This window comes from uncultured Salinicola sp. (assembly GCF_937921195.1).
Classification (GTDB): Bacteria; Pseudomonadota; Gammaproteobacteria; order Pseudomonadales; family Halomonadaceae; genus Salinicola.
On the sequence record NZ_CALFQK010000207.1, the window covers coordinates 20,232 to 45,864 of the forward strand.

Genomic DNA, 25,633 nt, shown 5'->3' on the forward strand with positions numbered 1-25,633 from the left:
AGGGGGCTTTCATCATGAGTACCATTTCCACCCCCGCCGCGCCCGGTACCTTTCGCTACCAGTTGGCGTCCTTCTGGAGTGATTTCAGTGCCAGCCGCGGCGCGCTGGTCGGCCTGATCTTCATCGTCTTCATTCTGCTGGTCGCGCTGTTCGCGCCATGGGTCGCGCCACACGATCCGGCGATGCAGGATCGCTCGGCGCTGCTGGTGCCGCCGGTGTGGCATGCCGAGGGCAGCTGGAGCTACCTGCTCGGCACCGACGCGGTAGGTCGCGACATCCTCTCGCGGTTGATCTACGGCGCGCGCTATTCGCTCTCGATCAGCGCCATGGTGGTGGTGATCTCGATGGGCGTGGGAATTTTCCTCGGCCTCCTGGCCGGGTATTTCCGCGGCTGGGTCGAGACCGTCATCACTCGCGTGATGGACGTGGTGCTGGCGTTCCCCAGCCTGCTGCTGGCACTGGGCCTGGTCGCCATCCTCAGCCCCGGTCTGACCAGCGCCATGATCGCCATCGCGCTGGTTCAGCTGCCTTACTTCGTGCGGCTGACACGGGCCGCGGTGATCGGCGAGAAGAATCGCGAGTACGTCATCGCCAGCCGGCTCTCCGGTGCCGGGCATCTGCGCCTGATGTTCAATACCTTGCTGCCCAATTGCATGGCGCCGCTGATCGTGCAGGCGACGCTCTCGTTCTCCACCGCGATTCTCGATATCGCGGCGCTGGGCTTCCTGGGCATGGGTGTCCAGCCGCCGACGCCGGAGTGGGGCGCGATGCTGGCCAACGCCCGCGAGTTCATGGGTAGCGCCTACTGGGCGGTGACGTTTCCGGGGCTGATCATCCTGCTGACCGTGCTGATGATCAACCTGATGGGCGACGGCCTGCGCGATGCGCTGGACCCGAAGATGAAAAGATCGTGAGCGCTTCGCTCGGCCTGGCGCATGGCGTTCGGGGGCGGGTGCGGCGACGCGATGAGGAGTTGTCATGGCATTACTAGATATCGAAGGGCTCAGCGTTCGCTTCAAGACCAGTAGCGGCCTGTTTGCCGCCGTGGAAGGCGTCGACATCAACGTCGACCGTGGCGAAGTGTGGTCGATCGTGGGCGAATCCGGCTCGGGTAAGTCGGTGTCCATGCTCGCCACCATGGGCCTGCTGCCGTGGACGGCGCAGGTCACCGCAGACAAGATGGCGTTCGACGGCCAGGATCTGCAGCAGCTGAGTTCGCGCCAGCGCCGGCGCATCGTCGGCGGCGAGATGTCGATGATCTTTCAGGAGCCGATGAGCAGCCTCAACCCCTGCTTCACCGTCGGCACCCAGATCGACGAGATGATCAAGCAGCACCTGGGCGGCTCGCGTAAGGAGCGCCACGAACGGGCGCTGGATCTGCTGGCGCAGGTGGGGATTCCCGATCCGGCGCGACGGATCAAGGCCTACCCGCATCAGCTATCCGGCGGCATGAGCCAGCGGGTGATGATCGCCATGGCGATCTCCTGCAACCCTCGCCTGCTGATCGCCGACGAGCCGACCACCGCGCTCGACGTCACCATCCAGGCCCAGATCCTCGAACTGCTGTTGCGGCTGCAGGAAGACACTGGCATGGCGCTGATCCTGATCACCCACGACATGGGCGTGGTGGCGGAGACCGCCAAGCACGTGGTGGTGCAGTACGCCGGCCGCCAGGTCGAGAAACAGGACGTGAAGTCGCTGTTCGCCAACCCGCGCCACCCCTACACCGAAGCGCTGCTGTCGGCGCTGCCGGAGCGCGCAGGCGACCGGGATCGCCTGCCGACCATTCCCGGTGTCGTTCCCGGCCAGCACGATCGGCCGAGCGGCTGCCTGTTCAATCCGCGCTGCCAGTACGCCACCGAGCATTGTCGCGAGGTGGAGCCGGTGCCGGCCGCGGACGATCCCGCCCGTACGTTGTGTCACTATCCCCTGGAAGACGGGATCTCGCCGTCGCCGGCTGCAGCGGGCGCTGCGCGAGACAACCCGCAATCCAGCCCGCATAGAGAGGTGCGCCCATGAGCCGCGATGCCGTATTGAGCGCCGTCAATCTCACCCGTCACTATCAGATCAAGGGCAGCCCGTTCTCCAAGCCGGCGACGGTGAAGGCGCTCAACGAAGCAACCTTCGAGCTCTATCCCGGCCAGACGCTGGCGGTGGTCGGTGAGTCCGGCTGCGGCAAGTCGACCCTGGCCCGGGTATTGACGATGATCGAGCCGCCCACCAGCGGCAAGTTGACCATCAGTGGTCACGAGGTGTCGCTCAAGGAGGGGCAGCGCCCGCCGGCGGCGCTGCGCCGCGAGGTCCAGATCATCTTCCAGAATCCCTACGGGTCGCTCAATCCGCGCAAGACCGTGGCGACCATGCTGGAAGAGCCGCTCAAGCTCAATCGCAAGGAGATGAGCGCTGCCGAGCGCCGCGAGGCGGCGCTGGAGATGATCGCCAAGGTGGGCCTGCGCCCCGAACATGCCGATCGCTATCCGCACATGTTCTCTGGCGGCCAGCGCCAGCGCATCGCCATTGCGCGGGCGCTGATGCTCAACCCCAAGATCCTGGTGCTGGACGAGCCGGTCTCGGCGCTGGACCTGTCGATCCAGGCCCAGGTGCTCAACCTGCTGGCGGATCTGCAGGAGGAGTTCGGGCTGGCCTACGTGTTCATCTCCCATGACCTGTCGGTGGTGCGCCGCATCGCCGACGACGTGATCGTGATGTACTTCGGCCAACCGGTGGAGACCGGGCCGGCGGAGGAGGTGTTCACCACGCCGCGCCATCCCTACACCCAGGCGCTGTTCTCGGCCACGCCGGTGGCGGACCCCAACCGCCGCCGCGAGCGCGTCCACCTCAAGGGCGAACCGCCGTCGCCGCTGGCGCCGCCGCCGGGCTGCCCGTTCGCGCCGCGCTGCCATCTGGCGACCGAGGAGTGTACCCAGCTCGACCCGCCGCTGGATCCCGTCAACGACCGGGTCGCGGTAGCCTGTATCCATGTCGATCAGGCCGCCGCCAAATACGCCGTGGCGGGCTGACGCGACGCGGGACACGCGGGCGTGGATCTGCGCCGGTCGGTGGGCGAGAAGATCAGACGGCGAAGAGGGATGACAGCGGCGTCAGCCTTGCCGCATGTTCGAGGCGGCGATCCTGGTCGTCGAACAGGTGCAGCGGGCCGTCGACGGCCAGCCGGATCGCGCCCTGCTGTCGAATGCCGGATGCGGCGAGCGCCGTCACCGGCAGCCTGGCTGTCAGCGGCTCGTGATGTTCCGGCAGCCGGCAGTGAACCAGGGCATCCACGCCCAGCGGTTCGATCATCTCCACTTTGCCTGCCAGCTCTCCCTGCGGGTCGAGTCTCAAGTGCTCCGGGCGCAGGCCGAGCGTGGCCGCCCGCGTGGTCGCTTCAGGGTCGCCGGAGAGCTGGAGCCCAGCACACAGGTGGGCGCCGTCGCGAGCCCGTTTGACGGGTATCAGGTTCATCGCCGGCGAGCCGATGAAGCGGGCCACGAAGCAGCTGGCGGGGGCCTCGAACAGACTCATCGGTGTACCGATCTGCTCGATGCGGCCTTCGCGCATCACCACCAGGCGGTCGGCCAGGGTCATCGCCTCCACCTGGTCGTGGGTGACGTAGAGCATGCTCGCGCCCAGCCGCTGCTGCAGGCGTCGGATCTCCTGGCGCATCTGCACCCGCAGCGCGGCGTCGAGGTTGGAGAGCGGCTCGTCGAACAAGAATAGGGCTGGCTCGCGCACGATGGCGCGCCCCATGGCGACGCGCTGGCGCTGTCCACCGGAGAGCTGGCGGGGACGACGCTCGAGCAGGGCATCGATACCCAACAGTGTCGCTGCCTCGTGCACCCGACGCTCGATCTCCGCGCGCGGGCGCCGCTGCAGCTTGAGCGCGTAGGCCATGTTGTCGAACACGCTCATGTGCGGATAGAGCGCGTAGTTCTGGAACACCATCGCTACCCCGCGCTGGGCCGGCTCCAGGGCATTGGCGACGGTCCCGCCGATGATCAACTGGCCACCACTGATGGCTTCGAGCCCCGCCACCATGCGCAGTAGCGTGGACTTCCCGCAGCCCGACGGGCCCACCACGACCATCAGCTCGCCCGCCTCCAGGGTCAGGTCCAGCGCCTCGACGGCTCGATGGCCGCCCGGGTAGGTCTTGGACAACTGGCGGCAGGTCAGTGTGGCCATGGTGGCTCTCCACGGTTGGAAATCATTTCTCGGTATCGGTCAGGCCGCGCACGAAGAAGCGCTGCATGGCGATGATGACCGCCACCGGCGGCAGCACGGTCATCACCGCCATGGCGGTGGCCAGTTGCCAGGGCGGCAGGGTGTCGGTGGACTGCACCAGGTTCTTCAGGCTGATCACGGCGGTGGCGTGTTCCGGCGAGTTGGCCGCCAGCAGGGGCCACAGGTACTGATTCCAGCCGTAGATGAACATGATCACGAACAGCGCCGCCAGGTTGGTCTTCGACAGCGGTAGCACGAAGTCCTTCAGGAAGCGCAGCGGCCCGGCGCCGTCGAGCCGAGCGGCCTCGAACAGCTCCTGGGGCAGGCTCATGAAGCTCTGGCGGAGCAGGAAGGTGGCGGTGGCCGAGGCGATCAGCGGCAGGATCATGCCGGCATAGGTATCGATCAACCCGAAGCGTGCCACCACGCCGTAGGTCGGCACGATGCGCACCTCCACCGGCAGCATCAGGGTGACGAAGATCAGCCAGAAGCAGAGCGTGCGGCAGGGAAAGCGGAAGAACACTATGGCGTAGGCGGCCAGCAGCGAGATCGCGATCTTGCCGATCGCGATGCCGAGCGCCATCACCAGTGAGTTGGCGAGCAGGCGCAGGGCGCTGACACCGAGCCCCGCGATCGGCTGTGACAGCAACTGCCAGTAGTTGGCCAGCCCCTCGCCGCCGAACCACAGCGGGGCGATGCCGCTCTGCAGCGCTCCGGCGCTGTGGGTGGAGGCGGTGAGCGCCAGCCACAGCGGCAGTCCGAACACGATCACGCCGAGGATCAGCAGCAGATGGGTCAGCCGGTCGAGGAGGGGGCGATCGTAGCGCATCAGTACTGCACCCGGCGTTCGAGGTAACGGAACTGGACGAAGGTGAGTGCGCCGACCAGCACCATCAGCAGCACCGACTGGGCGCTGGAGCCGCCGAGGTCGCGGCCCACGAATCCATCCTCGTAGAGTTTGTAGACCAGGGTGCGGGTGGCGCCGCCCGGACCACCGAGGGTGGTGTTGTCGATGGTGGCGAAGGTCTCGAACAGCACGTAGACGCTGTTCATGACCAGCAGGAAGAAGGCGGTCGGCGAGAGCAGCGGCAGGGTGATGCCGAAGAAGCGCCGGAACGGCCCGGCGCCGTCGATGGCGGCGGCCTCGAGCAGCGAGGCCGGTATCATCTGCAGCCCGGCGAGAAAGAACACGAAGTTGTAACTCATCTGCTGCCAGATCGAGGCGATCACCACCAGCGCCAGCGCTTGCCCGGGATGCAACTGCGCGTCCCAGTGCACGCCGAAGCCGGCCAGGACGTGGGTCAGCACGCCGAGCACCGGGTCGAACATGAACAGCCACAAAAGCCCTGCCACCGCCGGTGCCACCGCGTAGGGCCAGGTGAGCAGGACGCGATAGAGCCTGGCACCATGGAGCACGCGATCGGCGAGTACCGCCAGCAGCAGCGCCAGCAGCATGGCGCCGGCGGCCACCAGTACGCTGAAAAGCACCGTCACGCCCATGGCTTGCCAGTATCCCGACGAGGCCATGACCCGCTGGAAGTTCGCCAGGCCCACGAATCGTTCGCCGAGCCCGAAGGCATCCTGGACATAGAATGCCTGGCGCAGAGAGTCCGCGGCCGGCCAGAAGAAGAAGACGGCCACGATGGCGAGCTGTGGCGCCAGCAGCAGCCAGGGTGTGAAACGATGGCGCTCGAAGGTGGTCATCGGTGATTCGGCGGGCGGCTTGCGCCGCCCGCCGCTAGCAGGGAGAAAACGAGAATCGGCGCCAACGTCAGTGCGCCACGCTCTGCTGGAACTGCGCCAGCTCCTGGTTGCCACGCCGGGCGGCCTCGTGCAGCGCTGCGGCAGCCGGCTCGTCACCGTTGAAGGCTTTCTCCAACTGCTCGGCGATGATGTTGCGGATCTGCGGCATGTTGCCCAGGCGCACGCCACGGCCGTTGTCATTCGGCGTGCCCCGGGTCAGTTGGTCGATCGCCACGCTGGCCCCCGGGTTGTCCGCGTAAAAGCCCTGGGATTTCAGGCGCTGGTAGGCGGCGGTGGTGATCGGCACGTAGCCCGTGAAGCTTGCCCAGTCGGCCTGAATGGCGGGGGACGAGAGGAAGTTCAGGAACTTGGCCACGCCGCGGTAGACCGCGTCCGACTGGCCCCGCATGACCCACAGCGAGGCGCCGCCGATGATCGAGTTCCTGGGCTGGTTCACCGCCTTGGCGTCATAGGGCAGCGGGGCGATGCCGAAGGTGAACTTGCCCTCGGCGGCCTCCTGGATGCCGGCCCGCGAGGCGGAGGAGGTGGTCAGCATGGCGCAGCGGCCCGACTGGAACCGCTTGGTGCCGCTGTCGGCGCGGCCGCCATATTCGAAGGCGTGGCTCTTCTGCCACTCGGCCAGGTCCTGAATGTGGGCCACGGTCGCCTCCTGCTTGTCGAAGACCAGGCGAGCGTCGGTGCCATCGAAGCCGTTGGCATGGGTGGCGAAGGGCAGGTCATCGATGGCGCTGAAGTTCTCGAGTTGCGTCCAGCTTGGCCAGGCGGTGGTCAGCCCGCATTCTGAGGCGCCGCTTTCGACCAGCTTGTGGGCCGCCTCACCCACCGCTTTCCAGGTCGCCGGTGGCGTCTCGATCCCGGCCTTCCGGAACGCATCCTTGTTGTAGTAGAGCACCGGGGTGGAGGAGTTGAACGGCATCGACAGCATTTGACCGTTGCTCGAGGTGTAGTAGCTCTTGACCGCGGGCAGGAAGGCGTCGGGATCGAACGGCGTGTCGGTTTCCTCCATCAACTGATGGATCGGATAGATCGCGCCCCGCGCGTTCATCATCGTCGCGGTGCCCACTTCGAAGACCTGAGTGATGGCCGGGGCCTGATTGGCGCGGAAGGCAGCGATGGTCGCGGTGAGATTGTCGCTGTAGCTGCCTTTATAGACGGGCTTGACCACATACTCTTTCTGGGAGGCGTTGAACTCGTCGGCGATCTCGTTGACCTTCTCGCCGAGCACGCCCTCCATGGCATGCCACCAGGTGATGGTGGTCGCTGCCTGGGCCGAGGAGGAGAGTGACAGGGTCGCCAGAGCGGCGTAGCAGAACAGGTGATGAAGTCGCACGGCAATGTCTCCGGGCAAGTCGAGCGGGAGGAGTGGGGTACTGGTGGCGTACCTTAGAAGAGAAAGATGTCAGTCCGATGGCCGTGCCGTGACGGTGCTGCATCCCTGCGCCGGGTCGAGGCGGGCACCCATCTGCTCCTGCGACCTTTTGCGGCCTTCCCCACGGCGCTGGATTGGCTACGCTGAGCGAGAGTCCGGTGTCCTGCCCGTCTGGCGAAACACCGGCGTCTACCGCGACCGACGTTGCGCGGTCTTCGAGTGACCCGTGAATCGATCGCCAACCAGGGGGGAGCGACCATGTCTCAACGGATTCTGGTACCGATCGACGGTTCCACCAGTGCGCGCAAGGCGCTGGAGCACGCACGCCTCATCCAGCGCGCGACCCAGGCCCGGATTCACCTGCTGCACATTCCCGAGGTGCCGATAGCCAAGGATGCGCTAGGCGCGAAAGTCGGTGCCGCGCCGGCCGACTATACGCCGGAGAAAGGGCGCCTGGCGGGGGAGCGCCTGCTCGAGGAAGCCTGGCAGGCGGTGGCCGGCGATGGGGAGGACGTGACCTATCACGTCGTGGAAGGGAGACCCGCGCAGGTGATCGTCCAGCAGGCGGCCGACCTCGGGGTCGACATGATCGTCATGGGCAGCCGCGGCCTCAGCGATCTCAAGAGCCTGATGGTGGGCAGCGTGTCGCACAAGGTGTCGCATATTGCGCCCTGCCCGGTGATCACGCTGCATGTGCCGGATTAGGCACGGCCGGTCAGGCGCCCGGTGCCGGATCCGGGCGCGCCGGCGGCGCGTCTTGGACCTCGATCACCGCCTCGAACGTGCGTAGCCGTTTGACGATCGAGAGCAGCTCGATGATCGTCGACCAAGAGTTGACCAGGTACTGGAACGATTCGCGAACCTGGCCGAACACGTTGAGCACCTGCTGCAGCAGACCCAGGGTCAGCTTGCCGGCGACGATCGACGGCGTCAGCACCACGAACGCGAAGATCGTGTCCGCCTGCAGGTATAAGATGCGGGCGATGTTGAAGTAGGCGTAGTGCCAGTAGAGGCGGAAATAGTTATGACGCACGCGGGAAAAGAGCCCGGCCACCGCGGTCGGCTCGGCGCGCGAGGGGTCGTCTTCGCCATAGACCAGCTCCTTGCGGTAGGCCGCCTCCACGCGCTGGTTGCGAAACTCGAGCCCCGGCAGCTTGATCCCCACCAGCGCCAGAAACAGCGTGCCGAACACGGACCACACGACCGCCGCCCATACCAGCGCATCGGAGACATGGCCGACCAGCGGCAGCTCGGTGATGTTCTTCGACATCGCCACCAGCAGCGGCAGGAAGGCGATCAGCGTCAGCACCGCCTTGAGCAGGTTGACGCCCAGACCTTCCAGCGTGGTCGAGAAGCGCATGGTGTCTTCCTGGACACGCTGGGCCGCGCCTTCCACGTGCCGAAGCCGCGGCCAGTGCGCCATGTAGTAGTCGTTCATCGCCGTGCGCCAGCGAAAGATATAGTGGCTGACGAAGAACAGGTTGAACACGCCCACCGTCACCGCGACGAAGGCGATGCCGGCAAAAGTGAGCATCTCCCGGTAGAGATCCAGGGCGGTCACGTCGCTGCCACCGGTGAGCGCTTGTTGCACCATGTCCCAGAACGGACCGTACCAGGCGTTGACCGCGACGCTGGTCTGCACGGAGAAGTAGGTCAGGAACACGATCAGCGCGGTGCCCAGAATCGACCAGTACTGCCACCGGTGCGGGGCGAAACGAAACCACGCGGCGGCGAACAGCCCGACACAGAGCGCGTAGTAGAGGTAGAACCAGAGAAACGGCGCCGACCAGAAGCGGGAGACGCCGATCGGCAGGGAGGTCTCGTCCGCTGGCGGCAGCCCGATGGCGGCGCCCCAGGTGCTGGCGGCGGACTCCCACAGGACGATGGCGAATAGCGCCCATCCCAGGGCGGTGAAGAAGAACAGCGACGGCTTGGGAAAGAACGATCGGAACACGGTGACGGCCCTGCGGTTATCGATGAACGGCGAAGCAGCGCCATGACGGCGCTACTGCGGTCATTCATCGACCTCGAGCCGGTTGTTACGTTCCCTTACCCGGGTGGCGGCCCCGGCCAGTCGTCTCCGAAGGTGTCTACAAAATGCCTGCGCTCGGCGGCAATAAGGCGTTGAAATCGACCTCGTACGCGAGCCCGGTCAAAATACTCATTTATCCCGCGTATACTGGAACGCCAGCCCGGTCCTTTTTTCGGCCGATTTCGCCTTGTCTCGCCCTCGCTCGTCGAATGTGCAAACACCCTCTCAGGAAATGTCCACCTGGTAGCGGAACGTGCTGGCGGCGCCACGCGAACGTCGATACTCCAGCGGCGTGCGATCGTAGCCGAGCGCCAGCCGCTCCACCATGACGACCGGCTGCCCCGTGCCGATGCCCAGGATGTCGGCGATCGTCGCCCCGGCCGTCTCGACGGTGAGTGTTTCCCGCGCCGATCCGATCAACTGGCCGCAATGGGATTCATAGAAGGGGTAGAGCAGGTTGCCAAAGTCCGCGATGTCGATGTGCATCAGGGCATCGAAGCGGGTGGCCGGCAGCCAGATCTCCTCGTGCAGGAGCGTTGCCCCGTCGAGTTGGCGGATTCTCTCCAGCCGAATCGTCTGTTCGGCCTCCATCAGTTCCAGCGCCTCCGCGATATCCCCGGGAGTGGGCCCCAGATGGCGCGAGAGAATACGACTTTGGGGGATCCGACGGTCACCGTGGGCATCCACCTGGCGGAAGAAGCGGAACAGCGAGCCCTCGAAATTGGGGCGGAGAATGAAAGTGCCGCGCCCCTGGCTTCTCTTCATCAGGCCATCCTGGACCAGTGTGTCCACGGCCTTTCTCAGCGTGCCGACGGCGACACCGTAGTGCCGGGTCAGTTCCGCCTCGGTAGGTATCGCGCCGCCGGGTGTCCATTCTCCTGCAGCGATCTTGGCAAGCATATCGTCACGTAAACGTTGATAGAGCGGTAGGCGTTCGTCCGTCATCGAGCTCGTTCCCTTCATGAGTGTTTCCCTCGTCACCCTGTTTCAAACAAATGTAACACTCTTGTTATCGTCTTTAGTCGTAGGCTGGCTGAATTGCGACCAATTAGGTGTATGCTTTGGTCTGATCTATTCATATAGTTGAATAGATGTTAAGGATTGGCTGAACCCTCCGTTCGCCGTCACTGTTCATGCCATTTACCAAGGGCCATTCATGACGCAACTGGCTACCGTCGCGCTGACCGGTGTCGATACCCATGCGCATATTTTCCAGCACGACCTGAAACTGGCGGGCAACCGACGCTACAGCCCGGACTACGACGCCACCATCGAGCAGTATCTGGCGCATCTCGATCATTGCGGGCTCTCCCACGGCGTGCTTGTACAGCCCAGCTTTCTGGGTACCGACAACAGCCACATGGTCTCGGCGCTACGCCGGTTCCCGCAGCGTCTGCGCGGTACCGCGGTAGTGGAGCGGGACGTGGACGACGAGACGCTCGATGAGCTGGTCGAAGCCGGTGTCGTCGGGATCCGGCTCAACCTGATCGGGCAACCCCTGGAAGATTATCGTAGCGCGGCGTGGCAAACGCTATTCGCCAAAGTGGCACGTCGCGGGTGGTCGGTGGAGATCCAGCGGGGGATGGAAGATCTGGACACGATCCTGCCGCAGATCCTGGCCGCGGACGTGGCGGTGGTGATCGATCACTTCGGATTGCCCTCCGGAGAGATCGATCCGATCAACTCCCACCATCGGGGGCTGCTGTCTCTGCTTTCGAGCGAGGAGATCTGGGTCAAACTGTCGGCGACCTATCGCAGTCGCTCGAATCCGGCACAAGCGCTGCGTTCCATCGATCGACTGCGCGATGCCTATGGCCATGGCGAGCGCCTGCTGTGGGGCAGCGACTGGCCGCATACGAGGTTCGAGGATCAGGTCGATTACGACAACCAGTTCTCGATGATGCAGACGCTGTTGCCGGACGCCGGCGAGCGCCGGCAGGTCCTGGTCGACAACCCGGCCAGGCTGTTCAAGATCGGACCTGCGGACTGAAGGCCGACGGACGACACGACAAGCACGCATGAAGAGTGCATGACAAGTACGCAAGGGGAACAGGATTATGATGAGTCTACTGGTGGTGGGGGCGATCGTCGTCTCCATCATTCTGGGATACCGCACCAGGATCAACATCGGGCTGTTCGCGATCGCCTTCGCCTACCTGCTCGGTTGCTTCGGGTTGGGGCTGAGTCCCAAGGAAGTGATCGCCATGTGGCCGCTGAAGATTTTCTTCATCATCTTCTCGGTCTGCCTGTTCTACAGCTTCGCGATCGTCAACGGCACGCTGGAGAAGCTGGCCGAACACCTGATGTATCGCTGCCGGCACTTTCCGCACCTGCTGCCGTTCGCCATCTTCCTGGCGGCGGTGGTGATCTCGGCACTGGGCGCGGGCTACTACACCGTGCTGGCGTTCATGGCGCCGATCACGCTGCTGCTGTGCAGCCGCACCGGGCTGAACCTGATCGTCGGCGCCATGGCGGTCAACTACGGGGCGCTGGCGGGTGCCAACTTCGTTTCCAGCCAGAGCGGTATCATCTTCCGTACCCTGATGACCAGTTCGGGCGTCTCCGACAACCAGGCCTTCATCAACAGCTTCGGCATCTTCGCCAGCACCATGATCGTGCCGATCGTCGTGCTGTCCGGCCTGATCCTGTTCGGCCGCAAGCGGGGCACGGCGATGGCGTCTTTGGCGCACGTCGAGCGCCCCAGCCCGCTCAACCGTGACCAGCGCGCCACCCTGATCCTGACCCTGGTGATGATGGCCACGGTGCTGCTGCCGCCCATCGCCAGCCTGATCCTGCCCGACAATGCCGCGGTGACGTTCGTCAACGCCAAGGTGGACATTGGCCTGATCGCCAGCGTGTTCTCGGTCATCGCGCTACTGATGAAACTAGGCGACGAGCGCAAGGCGATCGCTTCGCTGCCGTGGGGCACGATCATCATGATCTGCGGTGTCGGCATGCTCATCTCGGTGGCGATCAAGGCGGGCACCATCGATCTGCTCGGCTCCTGGATCGGCACCAACATCCCGCCGGTGCTGATCCCGGTCGCGTTCGGCGTCGTTGCCGCGTTCATGTCGCTGTTCGCGAGTACGCTGGGCGTGGTCACGCCGGCACTGTTCCCGCTGGTGCCGTCGCTGGCCGGCACGCTCTCGATCGACCCGATGATCATCTTCATCGCCATCGTGGTCGGTGCGCAGGCCACCTCGATCTCGCCGTTCTCCTCCGGCGGCAGCCTGATCCTCGGCTCCTGTCCGACGGACGAAGCGCGCTCGGGCCTGCTGCCCAAGCTGCTGTTCCGTGCCGCCCCGCTCGGCTTCGTCGCCGCGCTGGTGTTCAACCTGCTGCTGACGTTCGTGTTCTGAACGTGGGGTGACAATTGACCATCGTCATCGTAGCGTGATGAGCGGCGGCGTCCTTGCTGGCAAGGGCGCCGCTTGTCGTTCGAAACGACCCTTCGGCCCTGTCATGAGAGGAGCATCGCCGTGATCCTGTTCGACAAGCGTTATCCCGCCACGCTCGACACGCTGGTCGAGGCGTCCATGGCAGCCACCTTGGAAACCTGGACGTTCGACGACCGGGCCACGCGCCTCCGGGCCGAGGAGACGCTGGCAAGCCGCGGCATCACCGCACGCTGCCGCTCGGCCTACAAGCCGCTGGTCTGCGCCTTCCGCGAGGAGATCACGACCGAGGGCCTAACGCGTGTCGAGGTCAACTACCCCCGGCATCCCGACGCCCCGGCCTCGCGCTTCCTGCTGGAGAGCTATCCGCTGGCGGCGCTCTATCCCGGCGTCGGCTTCCAGTTCGCGGCGGGCGACATGCGTGACGAGCTGCCGGTCTACCGCCTGCGGTTGCATTACGCCGATGGGCGAGACGAGCCTCTGGAAGTGCTGGCGCCCAACCGCCGGCATCTCGACTTCGCGGATGAACAGGCGCTCTCCCCCTGCGGCTGGCAGATCGTCGATGGCGCGGGCGAAACCCTGACGACCTCCTATGAGCGGCTCTTCGCCGAGGCGATGACGGCCATCCGCGAGGCCGAATGGGACAAGCGGAGTGGGGGCGGGGAGCCCTATTTCGAGGAACCCTATTTCGAAGAGCTGAGCATCACCGTAACGCTGCCGATCGCCGATGAGCCTCTCGGCTATGCCGACGAGGTGCTGTCGCTGCGGGAAGCCCTGCACGAGGAGTTCTACTTCTCGCTGCTGGAGATGTTCCAGCGTCGCTCGGGGAGGCCACTGGGTGATCGCCACCTGCAGCCGGGGCAGATCGTACCGGAGATCCGGCTCGGCAACGGCTACGAGGTGAAGGTGGAGACGCGCGCCTACGATCGCGGGTCGATATCGTCTCCCCGTGAAGCGCTCGACGCCGTGAGCCGGCCGTTAGCGCCCGCGCAGATCGCCGACGAGCTGGCGACGCTCGGCGGGACGCCGTTTTACGCCACCTCGATCGCGGGGCGGCGAGTCGAGGGGCGCTACGTGGCCGGGCGCGACCGTGGTGTGATCGTCTCCGCCGGCCAGCACGCCAACGAGACCAGTTCACCCGCGGGAACGCTGCTGGCGGCACAGGCGCTGGCGCAGTGCGAGGGCGCGCACTTCGCGCTCTGTCCGCTCGAGAACCCGGACGGCTACGCGTTGCACCGGCGCCTGATCGCGGACAATCCACGGCACATGCATCACGCCGCCCGTTACACGGCACTGGGCGATGACCTGGAGTACCGCGAAGCGGGTGAGCACGAAACGGCCATTCGTCACGAGGCGGAGCGGCTGACCGAGGCGAGACTGCATCTCAACCTGCATGGCTATCCGGCCCACGAGTGGACGCGGCCGCTGTCGGGCTATGTCCCGCGCGGCTTCGAGATGTGGACGCTACCGAAAGGGTTCTTTCTGATCCTGCGTCATGCCCCCGGCTGGGCCGACGCCTCGCGTTGGTTGATCGAGGCGGTCACGCTGGCGCTCGACGAGGTGCCAGGGCTGCGCGCCTTCAACGATCGCCAGATCGCCCTGTTCGAGACCCATGCCGGCGATACCGGATTCGAGAGGGTCAACGGTTTCCCGTGTCTGGTCACGGAGGACGACCGCCACCGGGTACCGCTGACACTGATTACCGAATACCCGGACGAGACGGTCTACGGTGCCGCCCTCCAGGCCGCCGTGGCGGCCCAGCGGGCGACGGTGCTGGCGGCTTATCGAGCGTATCAGCGAATGCCCGAGCGTCTGCTCGCCGGCATGCCACACTAGCCCGCGGACGCCAACGCCGGCGGCAGGCGGGCGAGGTCGCCACTGACCGCCTCGAAGGCGCGCGCCAGTTGCAGCACGCCCCAGTCATCCCGGGGCCGGCCGATCAGTTGGAATCCCATCGGCAGGCCCTCTTCGCTCAACCCGGCCGGCAGGCTGATGGCTGGTGCGCCGAGCATCGAGGCGGGTACGACGACCTCCATCCAGCGGTGGTAGGTGTCCATCGGCCGCCCGGCGATCTCGCTGGGCCAGTGGGTATCGACGTCGAATGGAAACAGTTGCGCGCTGGGCATGGCCAGGTAGTCGAACCGTTCGAACAGCGCGCTCCAGGCATGATAGGCGTCGCCGCGCTGGACGTTGGCGGCGTAGATCTCCTGCGCCGAGAGCTGCAGGCCGCGTTCGACTTCCCACTGAGCTTCGGGCTTCAACCGCTCGCGAGTCGCGGGGTCGGCGTAGTACACGCCCAGGTTACCGGCGACGGCCCAGTGGCGCAGCGTCGTCCAGCTCTCCCATAGCGTCTCCGCGGAGAAGGGCAGGTCGATCTCTTCCACCTGGCAACCCAGGTCGGCGAAGCGCGCCAGCGCCCTCGCGCACAGCGGCAGCACACCGCTCTCCATCGGCAGATATCCACTCCAGTCGCCGAGCCAGCCGATCCTGAGACCGCGAACGTCACGTTCCAGCGCGGTGTCGACGGTATCGGTTTCGCGCCGTAACGGCTCTCCCAGGGAGAGCGGGGCGCGCCGATCGAAGCCGGACTGGATCTCCAGCAGTCGCGCCACGTCCCCGACGGTTCGGCCCATCGGGCCGTTGGTCGAGAGCTGCTGACCGAACGGTTCGGCGGCCAACCCAGGGACCCGGCCGAAGGAGGGCCGAAAGCCGATCACGTCGTTGAAGGCGGCAGGATTACGCAACGAGCCCATCATGTCGCTGCCGTCGGCCACCGGCAGCATGCGCATGGCGAGTGCCGCCGCCGCGCCACCGCTGGAACCGCCTGCGGTGCGGGTATGATCGAAGGCGTTGCGGGTGGCGCCGAAGACCGGGTTGTAGGACTGGGAGCCGAGGCCGAATTCCGGGGTATTGGTCTTGCCGATGAAAAGGGCGCCGGCGGCGCGCATGCGCGCTGCCATCAGGCTGTCCTCCACGGCAATCGGCCCGACGAGCAGCGGCGAGCCCTGGGTGGTCGGCAGTCCCCTGGCATCGGAGAGGTCCTTGATCGCCTGCGGGAAGCCGTGCATCCAGCCCCGCGAGCGACCGGCCGAGAGTTCCCTGTCGGCGGCGTCGGCCTCGGCGAGCAGTGCTGCCCGCTCGCGCTGCGAGACGATGGCGTTGACCAGCGGATTGGCAGCGTCAATATGGTCGAGGTAGGCGCTCATCACCTCCCGGCAGGAGACGGCGCGATCGTGAAGCTGCCGCGACAGCGTGGTGGCATCCCAGGTCACGATCTCGGTCAGGGCGAGCGCCGGCGCGGCGCGATTCGAATCGGAAAGCGGTGTCATGAGGGGAGAGCTTGTTGTTGGAGGTGGCTCCAGCATAGCGCAATGGGGCGCGGAATCACCGCCGACGCCACGCCGGGACCCGGCGACGGATCGTGCCGCCGGAGCCACCATTTCCGCAGATCGTGTTCAGCCGCGAGAGAACCATTCGCTGTAGGCGCTGAGCGCCGGCGCGCCGCCCAGATGGGCGTAGAGCACTTTCGAGCCCGCCGGAAACTCACCCAGACGAACCTTCTCGATCATGCCGTGCATCGACTTGCCTTCGTAGACCGGATCGGTTAGCACGCCTTCGAGTCGCCCGCAGAGGCGAATCGCTTCCAGCGTACCGTCGTTGGGCAGGCCGTACTCCGGATAGCCGAACCGCGTATCGAGCACCACGTCGTCGGCGGCGATCGGCTGGCCGAGCTCCACCAGGTCGGCAGTGTGCTGGGCGATGCGCACAATCTGGGCATGGGTCTGCTCCGGCTTGGCGGAGGCATCGATACCGATCACTTGGCGGGCACGCCCGTCGGCGGCGAAACCGACGACCATGCCGGCCTGGGTGCTGCCGGTGACCGAGCAGACCACGATATAGTCGAAGGTGAATCCCAGCTCGCGCTCCTGCTGGCGCACTTCCTCGGCAAAGCCGACGAAGCCGAGGCCGCCGTAGGGATGCTCCGAGCAGCCGGCGGGAATCGGGAACGGCTTGCCACCCTTGGCCCGAACGCTCTCCAGGGCGCGTTCCCAGCTTTCGCGGATGCCGATATCGAAGCCGGCCGGATCGAGGCGCACGTCGGCACCCATGATCCGCGACAGTTCGATGTTGCCGACCTTGTCGTAACTGGCATCGTGATAGTTGACCCAGTTCTCCTGGACCAGCACGCAGTCGAGTCCCAGGTGGGCGGCTACGGCGGCGACCTGTCGCGTCTGGTTGGATTGGATGCCGCCGATCGAGACCAGGGTGTCGTAGCCGCCTTCCAGCACTTCCGGAATCAGGTACTCCAGCTTGCGGGTCTTGTTGCCGCCGAAGGCGAGTCCGCTGTTGCAGTCCTCGCGCTTGGCGTAGAGCTCCACCTCGCCGCCGAGATGCTCGCTCAGGCGCTTGAGCGGGGTGATGGGAGAGGGGCCGAATGTCAGCGGATAGCGAGTGAACTTGTCGAGTTTCATGGGAGCTCCGGCTGTTGTTCTGGAGTCGTGATGGAGTTGTGGCGTCGTGATGGCAATGACTCGATCTATCCTAGAGCGAAATGGCGTGCGACGTGTTGCAAACTGGGGCGGTTGATTGGCTGAAAAATCGTCGATACCGCAAAAAATGCGGTTTATATTTCGAACAAAAGAGAATACGTGAAATTACATTAACAGAAGGGTGAGCCAGGCCATGCCCCAGATCAGCAGCGACGCGGGCGCGTCACTGGACCGGATCGATCGCCAGATCCTCGATCAGCTGCAGCGCGACGCCTCGATCTCCAACGTCACGCTGGCGGAGCGTGTCAATCTCAGCCTGCCCGCCTGTCTGCGACGGGTCGAGAGGCTCAAGCAGCAGGGGATCATCAAGGGGACGGTGGCGTTGCTCGATGCCGACAAGCTCAACGTCGGCATGGTGGTGTTGATCGGCGTCGTGCTGGATCGCTCGACACCCCAGTCGTTTGCCGATTTCGAAGCGGCCGCGCAGCACATCTCGGGGTGCATGGAGTGCCACGTGGTGACCGGCGAGTTCGACTATTTCCTGCTGATTCGCACACGTGACAACCAGAGCTTCAACCGACTGCATGCCGAGCAGCTCATCTACCTGCCTGGCGTGCGTCAGATCCGCTCGTTCATGGGCCTGCGGGAAGTGCTGTCGACGACGCAGCTGCCGTTCGCGAAATGAAGGCGACGCAGTGACGTTCATCTAAGGTCTAACGGCATCATAGTATGATGTATGACAACATCGTCATTCCAATTTCGCAGCTCGTGTTCCTTCGATCGAGGCACAGCGGCTGGGCGACTCAGTGACCGATTTACGTTAACCCACGATGAGGGGAGTCAAGGTGAATTTTTCCAAACAAGCGGTTGTTGCCTCCATCAAGGATGGCCTGCTGTCCTTCCCGGTGACCGATTTCGATGCCGATGGCAAGTTCGACGCCGACAGCTACCGCCGTCGTCTGCTGTGGCTGAAGGAGTACGAGGTCTCCGCCCTTTTCGTGGCTGGCGGTACCGGTGAATTCTTCAACATGACGATCGAGGAGTATCGCGAGATCGTCACCATCGCGGTGGAGACCATCGGCGGGCACGTGCCGATCATCGCCAGCGCCGGGCAGAGCGCCGAACTCGCCAAGGCCCACTGCGAAGCCGCCCGGGAAGCGGGTGCCGACGGCATCCTGCTGATGCCGCCGTACCTCACCGAGTGCCCGCAGTCCGGCATCGTCGAGTACGCCGCCAGCGTCTGTGAGTCGACCGACCTCAGCGTGATCTACTACAACCGCGCCAACGGCTACCTCAATGTCGATGGCGTCCAGGCGCTGGCCGACCGCTGCCCGAACCTGGTCGGCCTGAAGGATGGCAAGGGCGACATGCAGGCGCTCAACATCATCATCAAGACGCTGGGCGATCGCCTCGCCTATGTCGGTGGCGTGCCGACGGCCGAGATCATCGCCGAAGCCTATCTCGCCATCGGCGTCAGCACCTATTCGTCGGCGGTGTTCAACTTCGTGCCGGAGATGGCGGTGAAGTTCTATCGGGAGCTGCGCCAGGGCAACCGCGATTTCGTGCGCCAGGCGACACGCGAGTTCTTCATTCCCTTCGTCACCCTGCGCGATACCCAGAAAGGCTATGCCGTCAGCCTGATCAAGGCGGGCGCCGACCTGGTCGGCTACCCGGGCGGGAACGTGCGTGCACCGCTGACCATGCCCAGCGAGCAGGAGCGGGCCACGCTCAAGCAGTTGATCGAGAAAGCGCGCACGCTCTGAGCGACGCGCTCTGCGGATCCTTCATCAAGCCGGGAGCGGCCTCCGGGCCGGCCCGGCGACGGGCAGGCCGGCGACGCCAGCCCGGTCCCCCCGCGTTCATCGCCTCGACGGAGACTTCCTATGCCGAGCCACGGCACGCCAACCATCACGAACATGAAGGTGATGCCGGTCGCCGGCCGCGACAGCATGCTGCTCAATATCGGTGGCGCCCACTCTCCCTGGTTCACCCGCAACCTGGTCATCCTCGAGGACAGTGCCGGGCATGTCGGCGTCGGCGAGGCGCCGGGCGGCGATACCATCCAGCAATCCCTGGAGCAGGCGCGACCGCTGGTCGTGGGGCAGCCCATCGGCAAGCTGCGATCGATGGTGGCATCGCTGCACTCCGCCGGTCGCGGTGCCGATTTCGAGGATTTCGGCAAGGGCTCCTGGACCTTCGAACTGCGCATCAATGCGGTGGCGGCGCTGGAGGCGGCGCTGCTCGACCTGCTTGGCAAGTTCCTCGACGTACCGGTGGCCGAGCTGCTGGGTGACGGCAGGCAGCGCGACAGCGTCGAGGTGCTGGGCTATCTGTTCTTCGTCGGCGACGGCCAGAAGACGCCGCTCGGTTATCGCGAGCGTACCGAGGGCGGGGGCAACGGCGATCTCAGCCACGAGTGGTATCGCCAGCGCGACATGGCGTCGATGACGCCAGAGCGCATCGTCGAGCTCGCTCGCGCCGCGCAGGACCGCTACGGCTTCCGGGATTTCAAGCTCAAGGGCGGCGCGCTGCCGGGGGAGCAGGAGATCGAGGCCGTCACCGCGTTGCACGACGCCTTCCCCGAGGCGCGCACGACCATCGATCCCAACGGCGCCTGGTCGCTCGACGAGGCGATCCGGCTGTGCCGGAACCTGCATGGGGTCATCGCCTATGCCGAGGATCCCTGCGGGGCGGAACAGGGTTTCTCGGGGCGCGAGATCCTGGCCGAATTCCGCCATGCCACCGGGCTGCCGGTGGCGACCAACATGGTCGCCACCAACTGGCGCGAGATGGCCCATGCGCTGATGCTGCGCTCGGTGGACATTCCGCTGGCCGATCCGCACTTCTGGACGCTGTCCGGCGCGGTGCGCGTCTCCCAGCTGTGCCAGGACCACGGCATGACCTGGGGCTCGCACTCCAACAATCACTTCGATATCTCGCTGGCGATGTTCGCCCAGGTCGGGGCGGCGGCCGTCGGTCGTACCACGGCGCTGGACACGCACTGGATCTGGCAGGAGGGCGACGCCCGGCTGACCCGCAATCCGCCGCGGATCGTCGATGGCAGGGTCGCGGTCACTGACGCTCCGGGACTCGGCGTCGAGATCGACATGGCCCAGGTCGAGCAGGCCAATGCGCTCTACCGCAGCCTGCCGGCCGGTGGCCGCAACGATGCCATGGCGATGCAGTACCTGATCGAGGGCTGGCAGTTCGATCCCAAGCGGCCGGCGCTGGTTCGCTGAGGCGGCCGGGCTGGGCCTCACTTCACGCGCGCAAGACGAGTAAGACGAAAGACAAGACATTCAGCACGCGCGAAAGACAAGACATCCAGAGAAGAACCGAAGGAGCCGATAATGAAAAAGCTACTGAGCACGCTGACCTTGGCCGCCGCGATGGTGGTCGGCGGGTCGGCGCTTGCCGACGACTACCCCACCAAGAGCATCGACATGATCGTGCCGTTCTCCGCGGGTGGCGGTAACGACACCTTCGTGCGCGCGCTGCAGCCGCTGCTGGAGAAGCAGCTCGGCGAGGATCTGGTCATCCGCAACATTCCCGGCGGCGGCGGTGCCGTGGGGATGTCGCGTGCGGTGGCCTCGAAGGCCGACGGCTACACCCTGCTGGCCGCCAGCAACGCCATGCTGACGCTGGAGGCGATGGGCAACGTTCCCTTCAAGCACACCGATTTCGACTTTATCGCCAAGGTGATCGAGGAGCCCTACGTGATCGCGGTCGGCGGTGACAGCCAGTACGCCAATCTCGAGGATCTGGTGAACGCGGCCACCTCCGGCACCACCATCAAGGTGGGGGTCTCCGGCGTCGGTTCCTCCGCGCACATCGCCGCCGTGGCCATGGCCAACCGGACCGGTGCCGAGTTCAACATCATTCCCTATCCCGGCGGCTCCGAGGCGATCTCCGCCGCCATGGGCGGCCATGTCGATGCCGTCGTGCTGGGCGGCGCCGAACTGCGCTCGGCGCTGCAATCCGGCCGCCTGAAGGCGCTGGCGATGAGTTACGCCGAACGTAGCGATTCGCTGCCGGACGTGCCCACCTTCCAGGAGCAGGGCTACGACCTGACGCTGACGGTATGGCGCGGCATCGCGGCGCCCAAGGGGCTGCCTGCCGACGTCGAGAAGCGGTGGGTCGAGGCGATCAAGCAGATCGTCGCCGACGGCTCCTATGAAGAGACCGCCGGGAACCTCGGCACGCAGGTCTCTCCGCTCTACGGCGATGAGCTCGATGCGTTCATCGACCAGTCCGCAGAGGTGATGCGCGAAGCGGCCGGCGATCTGGCGAAGTAGCGTGCGGGCCGGGCAGCGCGGCGCACTCGCCCGCGCTGTCCGGCCAGTCGACAGGGTCGCACGGCGACCGTCCCTCTTCCTGGCCGAGGCGCTGGAGTCTGAATCCATGGAACGTGATATCGGTAAGCCGATTTTCGATCTTCTGCTGCTGATCGCGTCGGCGGCGGCTTTCGCCGGTGCGATGGCGTTGCCCGACATCGAGATCGTCGGCGATCTCTCGCCGGCGTTCTTTCCCAAACTGATCTCGGCGATGATCTTTCTGTTCGCCATTCCCTGTCTGGTCAAGGACGTGCGCGAGTGGCGAGGCGCCGCGCCGTCCGGCGGGTCGCGGCCCGCCAACCGGCGAGGGGTCATGCAGTGGCTGTGGATCGTGGGCCTCACCGTCGTCTACATCCTGCTGTTCGAGCCGCTGGGGTACATACCCAGCACGGCGGTGTTCGCCTTCTGCTGTGTCATCGGGCTGCTGTTCGCCAGCGGTGCCTGGCGCGAACTGAACGCCTCGCAGCGGGTGAAATCGCTGGTGGGTGCGGTGATCTTCGCGATCGTGCTCGCGGTGGCGATCTATTACGTCTTCACCGATCTCTTCGAGATTCCGCTGCCGGAGTGAGTGGCAGCGTCGGCAGGTGATTTAGGAGCAAGACATGATTTCCGGATATCTCGATGGGTTGGGCATGGTGCTGCAGGTCGGCACGCTGCTGGCGATCGCCGGTGGCACCCTGCTCGGTATCATCATGGGCGCGCTGCCCGGGCTGACCTCGGCGATGGCCATCGCGCTGCTGCTGCCGGTGACCTTCGGCATGCCGCCGGTGATGGGCATCGGCATGCTGCTGGGCGCGCTGTGCGGAGCCGGTGCCAGCGGGTCGATCCCTGCCATCCTCCTCAACATCCCCGGCACGCCCTCGTCGGTGGCGACCACGTTCGACGGCTTTCCGATGGCCCAGAAAGGCGAGGCCGGTCGCGCGCTGGGGCTGGCGATCGTTGCCTCGTTCTTCGGCGGTGTCGCCAGCATGGTGATCCTCAGCCTGCTGGCGCCGCCGATCGCGGAGTTCGCGCTGCGTTTCGGCGCGGCGGAGTATTTCTCACTGAGCATCTTCGGGCTGGTGATCATCGCCTCGGTTGCCGGCAAGTCGCTGTTGAAGGGGCTGATCGCCGGGCTGATCGGCTTTTTCGCCTCGACCATCGGCACCGACCCCATCACCGGGGTGGGACGTTTCACGTTCGACCAGCTGTCGCTGCTGACCGGGATCAACCTGCTGCCGGCACTGATCGGGCTGTTTGCCGTCTCCCAGGTGCTCAAGGATGCCTTCGAGTACGATCCGCACCAGCGCCTCGAGGAGAGCACGCACCGCATCGATATCGCGCGTCCCCGCTTTCTGGAAACGCTGCGCCACTGGAAAGCGGTCGTGGCCGGTATCCTGTCCGGGTCCATCGTCGGGCCGATACCCGGCGCCGGTGGCAGCATCGCTTCCCTGGTCGCCTATGATCAGACGAGGCGTTTCTCGAAATCTCCCGAAAAGTTCGGTACCGGGCACGCCCCGGGGATCGTGTCGGTGGAGAGCGCCAACAATGCGCTGCTGGGCGGCGCACTGATACCGACGCTGGCGCTGGGCATTCCCGGCGAGGCGGCAACGGCCGTGCTGCTGGGCGGTTTGATGATTCAGGGCATCACGCCTGGCCCGCTACTGTTCGATGACCAGAGCGGCACGGTCTACGGCATCTTCCTGGCCTATCTGGTCGCCAACGTCTTCATGCTGCTGATCATGTGCCTGGGCATCAAGCTGTTCATTCGGGTGCTGATGGTGCCGCGCAAGCAACTGCTGTCGGCGATCCTGGTGTTCTGCTTCATCGGCGTCTACGGCGTCGATGGCGATGTGTTCAATCTCTATCTGATGCTGGGTTTCGGGGTGCTGGGCTATTTCCTCAACCGCTATGATTTCGGCACCGCACCGGTCATCCTGGGGCTGATTCTCGGGCCGATCGCGGAGTCCAACCTGCGGCGCGGGCTGCAGGCTTTCCAGGGCGACTGGACCCCATTCTTCACCCGGCCGATCAGCCTGACGTTCCTGGTGATCGCGGTGGGGTTGCTGGCACTGACGCTCTGGCAGAACTATCGTGGCAATCGCCGCACCGAATCGAACGCGTCCTCGTGACGGTTGTCCACTCCGATGAATGACACGGCGCGAGTCGGCAATCTAGGCGACAGACACAGGTTTGCCGAGCGGGACGCCGTGGCGACCAGGGCGGGTTGATGCCGGCCCCGGTCGCAAGATGAATGAGTATCCACCATCACTGCAGGAGGCAAGATGAAACTGACAGGTGAAATGCTGATCGGCCAGCAGGCCGTCAAGGGCAGCCGCGATCCGATCCAGGCGATCAATCCGGCCACCAACGAGCGCCTCGAACCGAGCTATCCCGGTGGCACTCAGACCGAAGTCGATCGTGCCTGCGAACTGGCCTGGAGCGCCTTCGACGGCTACCGCGAGACCTCGCTCGAGGATCGCGCCAAGTTTCTGGAGACGATCGCCGACGAGATCGAAGCGATCGGTGACGATCTGATCGAGCGCGCCGTGGCCGAATCCGGCCTGCCCCAGGCACGCATCCAGGGCGAGCGCGGGCGCACCTGCGGCCAGCTTCGCCTGTTCGCCAAGACCGTGCGGGCCGGCGAGTGGCTCGACGTACGCGTCGACCCGGCGCTGCCGGACCGTCAGCCGATGCCGCGGGTCGATCTGCGTCAGCGTCACATCGCGCTGGGCCCGGTGGTGGTGTTCGGTGCCAGCAACTTCCCGCTGGCGTTCTCCGTGGCCGGCGGCGATACCGCTTCCGCCCTGGCCGCCGGCTGCCCGGTGATCGTCAAGGCCCATGGCGCCCACCCCGGCACCAGCGAGCTGGTGGGTCGTGCGATCCAGGCCGCGGTCAAGAAGTGCGACCTGCCGGAAGGCGTGTTCTCGCTGATGTACGGCTCCGGCCGTGAAGTCGGCACCGCGCTGGTCACCGATCCGCGGGTCAAGGCGGCGGGCTTCACCGGCTCGCGCAGCGGCGGCCTGGCGCTGTGGCAGGCGGCCCAGTCGCCCCCCGAGCCGATCCCGTTCTATGCCGAGATGAGCTCGATCAACCCGGTGTTCCCGCTGCCGGCGGCGCTGAAGGCGCGCGGCGAGGAGATGGGCAAGGCGTTCGTCGGCTCGCTCAACATGGGCGCCGGCCAGTTCTGCACCAACCCTGGGCTGGTGATCGCGCTCAAGGGGCCGGAGCTGGATGCCTTCGTCGCGGCGGCCAGCGCAGCGGTCCAGGGCAGTGCCGCCCAGACCATGCTCACGCCGGGCATCTTCGAGGCCTACGAGAATGGCGTCGGCGCCCTGGCGGGTAGCGGCAAGGCGAGGGAAGTGGCGCGAGGCCAGAAGGGCGAAGGCCCCAACCAGTGTCAGACCGGCCTGTTTGTGACCTCGGCGCAGGATTTCCTCTCCGACGAGGCACTTCAGGGCGAAGTCTTCGGCGCCACGTCGCTGGTGGTCGAGTGTGCCGATGCCGCCGAACTCGAGCGGGTCGCCGAACATCTGGAAGGGCAGCTCACCGCGACCCTGCAGATGGACGACGCCGACCTGGAGGCCGCCCGCGCGCTGCTGCCGATCCTCGAGCGCAAGGCGGGTCGGGTGATGGTCAACGGCTGGCCGACCGGGGTGGAAGTGTGCGATGCCATGGTTCACGGCGGGCCGTTCCCGTCGACGTCGGATTCGCGCACCACCTCCGTGGGCACGGCGGCGATCTTCCGCTTCCTGCGTCCGGTCTGCTATCAGGATCTGCCGGATGCGCTGCTGCCGGCAGCGGTCAAGCACGCCAATCCGCTGAAGCTGCGACGCCTGGTCGACGGCAAGCGCGAGGCGTAACTCGCCGCTGGCCGGGTCGCCGGTCGGCGACCCGGTAGTGACAATCCCAAGACCCCCGCTTCCGAGCGGGGGTCTTGGCGTTTCGGACAGCCTCTCGCCGTGCCGGGGAGCATGGGACCAAGGTCGCCCACCGGTAGCTCTATCCCGCTCGAACGCCTAGAATGAGCGCCGAGTCAAAAGACCCCATAT

At 65.6% G+C, this 25,633-nt stretch carries 22 protein-coding genes; 14 read left to right on the top strand and 8 right to left on the bottom strand.

The genetic code is table 11. The features are described 5' to 3' along the window. The first annotated feature begins 14 nt into the window (after positions 1-14). From Q0602_RS23935 to Q0602_RS23945, 3 genes are all read left to right on the top strand, one after another. The gene (locus Q0602_RS23935; protein WP_295037799.1) at positions 15-914 is read left to right on the top strand and encodes an ABC transporter permease subunit; all 900 of its coding nucleotides are present in this window, start codon (positions 15-17) and stop codon (positions 912-914) included. A 64-nt stretch (positions 915-978) separates the two neighbouring features. Next, complete coding sequence (locus Q0602_RS23940; RefSeq protein ID WP_298848630.1) at positions 979-2,019, top strand: ABC transporter ATP-binding protein; 1,041 nt, start codon at positions 979-981, stop codon at positions 2,017-2,019. After that, positions 2,016-3,020, top strand: coding sequence for a dipeptide ABC transporter ATP-binding protein (locus Q0602_RS23945; RefSeq protein WP_295037802.1), 1,005 nt, complete (start codon positions 2,016-2,018; stop codon positions 3,018-3,020). Before Q0602_RS23940 ends, Q0602_RS23945 begins: the two co-directional genes overlap by 4 nt. A gap of 52 nt (positions 3,021-3,072) precedes the next feature. On the opposite strand, the gene Q0602_RS23950 is transcribed toward Q0602_RS23945, so the two are convergent. From Q0602_RS23950 to ugpB, 4 genes are all read right to left on the bottom strand, one after another. Then, positions 3,073-4,179, bottom strand: a complete 1,107-nt coding sequence (locus Q0602_RS23950) for an ABC transporter ATP-binding protein (protein ID WP_298848632.1) — start codon at positions 4,177-4,179, stop codon at positions 3,073-3,075. Positions 4,180-4,201: 22 nt separating this feature from the next. Next, a complete protein-coding gene (ugpE, locus tag Q0602_RS23955; RefSeq protein WP_295037805.1) occupies positions 4,202-5,047 on the bottom strand; it encodes a sn-glycerol-3-phosphate ABC transporter permease UgpE in 846 nt (281 codons plus the stop codon). Continuing rightward, positions 5,047-5,922: a sn-glycerol-3-phosphate ABC transporter permease UgpA gene (ugpA, locus tag Q0602_RS23960; RefSeq protein WP_298848634.1), complete on the bottom strand. Its 876-nt coding sequence runs from the start codon at positions 5,920-5,922 to the stop codon at positions 5,047-5,049. The genes ugpE and ugpA overlap by 1 nt, the downstream gene beginning before the upstream one ends. A gap of 67 nt (positions 5,923-5,989) precedes the next feature. Further along, on the bottom strand, positions 5,990-7,312 hold the full coding sequence (ugpB, locus tag Q0602_RS23965) for a sn-glycerol-3-phosphate ABC transporter substrate-binding protein UgpB (protein ID WP_298848636.1): 1,323 nt from the start codon (positions 7,310-7,312) through the stop codon (positions 5,990-5,992). A gap of 297 nt (positions 7,313-7,609) precedes the next feature. Here ugpB and Q0602_RS23970 point away from each other — a divergent pair, with 297 nt between their 5' ends. After that, on the top strand, positions 7,610-8,056 hold the full coding sequence (locus Q0602_RS23970) for a universal stress protein (RefSeq protein ID WP_295037808.1): 447 nt from the start codon (positions 7,610-7,612) through the stop codon (positions 8,054-8,056). A gap of 10 nt (positions 8,057-8,066) precedes the next feature. Here Q0602_RS23970 and sbmA read toward each other — a convergent pair whose 3' ends face one another. Both sbmA and Q0602_RS23980 read right to left on the bottom strand, forming a co-directional pair. Beyond that, positions 8,067-9,305, bottom strand: coding sequence for a peptide antibiotic transporter SbmA (sbmA, locus tag Q0602_RS23975; RefSeq protein WP_298848639.1), 1,239 nt, complete (start codon positions 9,303-9,305; stop codon positions 8,067-8,069). A gap of 303 nt (positions 9,306-9,608) precedes the next feature. Continuing rightward, positions 9,609-10,346, bottom strand: coding sequence for a GntR family transcriptional regulator (locus tag Q0602_RS23980; protein WP_298848641.1), 738 nt, complete (start codon positions 10,344-10,346; stop codon positions 9,609-9,611). A gap of 193 nt (positions 10,347-10,539) precedes the next feature. On the opposite strand from Q0602_RS23980, the gene Q0602_RS23985 reads away from it, so the two are divergent. From Q0602_RS23985 to Q0602_RS23995, 3 genes are all read left to right on the top strand, one after another. Continuing rightward, on the top strand, positions 10,540-11,373 hold the full coding sequence (locus Q0602_RS23985) for an amidohydrolase (RefSeq protein ID WP_298848643.1): 834 nt from the start codon (positions 10,540-10,542) through the stop codon (positions 11,371-11,373). A 67-nt stretch (positions 11,374-11,440) separates the two neighbouring features. Next, positions 11,441-12,742 (top strand): SLC13 family permease, encoded by a 1,302-nt coding sequence (locus Q0602_RS23990; RefSeq protein WP_298848646.1) that lies wholly within the window; start codon positions 11,441-11,443, stop codon positions 12,740-12,742. A 120-nt stretch (positions 12,743-12,862) separates the two neighbouring features. Beyond that, on the top strand, positions 12,863-14,614 hold the full coding sequence (locus Q0602_RS23995; RefSeq protein WP_298848647.1) for a peptidase M14: 1,752 nt from the start codon (positions 12,863-12,865) through the stop codon (positions 14,612-14,614). Here the strand turns inward: Q0602_RS23995 and Q0602_RS24000 are convergent. After that, positions 14,611-16,107, bottom strand: a complete 1,497-nt coding sequence (locus tag Q0602_RS24000) for an amidase (protein WP_298848649.1) — start codon at positions 16,105-16,107, stop codon at positions 14,611-14,613. The genes Q0602_RS23995 and Q0602_RS24000 overlap by 4 nt on opposite strands. A 126-nt stretch (positions 16,108-16,233) precedes the next feature. Beyond that, a complete protein-coding gene (locus Q0602_RS24005) occupies positions 16,234-17,250 on the bottom strand; it encodes a 1-aminocyclopropane-1-carboxylate deaminase (RefSeq protein ID WP_298848651.1) in 1,017 nt (338 codons plus the stop codon). Between the two features lie 211 nt (positions 17,251-17,461). Between Q0602_RS24005 and Q0602_RS24010 the strand changes: the two genes are divergently transcribed. The 7 genes from Q0602_RS24010 (at position 17,462) to Q0602_RS24040 (ending at position 25,444) form a co-directional block, all read left to right on the top strand. Continuing rightward, the gene (locus tag Q0602_RS24010) at positions 17,462-17,953 is read left to right on the top strand and encodes a winged helix-turn-helix transcriptional regulator (RefSeq protein ID WP_298848653.1); all 492 of its coding nucleotides are present in this window, start codon (positions 17,462-17,464) and stop codon (positions 17,951-17,953) included. A gap of 160 nt (positions 17,954-18,113) precedes the next feature. Continuing rightward, positions 18,114-19,031: a 5-dehydro-4-deoxyglucarate dehydratase gene (gene kdgD / locus Q0602_RS24015; RefSeq protein WP_298848655.1), complete on the top strand. Its 918-nt coding sequence runs from the start codon at positions 18,114-18,116 to the stop codon at positions 19,029-19,031. 120 nt (positions 19,032-19,151) lie between these two features. Beyond that, positions 19,152-20,507, top strand: coding sequence for an enolase C-terminal domain-like protein (locus tag Q0602_RS24020; protein ID WP_298848657.1), 1,356 nt, complete (start codon positions 19,152-19,154; stop codon positions 20,505-20,507). Positions 20,508-20,618: 111 nt separating this feature from the next. Beyond that, positions 20,619-21,563, top strand: coding sequence for a tripartite tricarboxylate transporter substrate binding protein (locus tag Q0602_RS24025; RefSeq protein WP_298848660.1), 945 nt, complete (start codon positions 20,619-20,621; stop codon positions 21,561-21,563). A gap of 106 nt (positions 21,564-21,669) precedes the next feature. Beyond that, positions 21,670-22,170, top strand: a complete 501-nt coding sequence (locus Q0602_RS24030; protein WP_298848662.1) for a tripartite tricarboxylate transporter TctB family protein — start codon at positions 21,670-21,672, stop codon at positions 22,168-22,170. Positions 22,171-22,204: 34 nt separating this feature from the next. Beyond that, positions 22,205-23,713, top strand: a complete 1,509-nt coding sequence (locus Q0602_RS24035; protein WP_295040674.1) for a tripartite tricarboxylate transporter permease — start codon at positions 22,205-22,207, stop codon at positions 23,711-23,713. 153 nt (positions 23,714-23,866) lie between these two features. Then, positions 23,867-25,444 (top strand): aldehyde dehydrogenase (NADP(+)), encoded by a 1,578-nt coding sequence (locus Q0602_RS24040; protein ID WP_298848665.1) that lies wholly within the window; start codon positions 23,867-23,869, stop codon positions 25,442-25,444. The last annotated feature ends 189 nt before the right edge of the window (positions 25,445-25,633 follow it).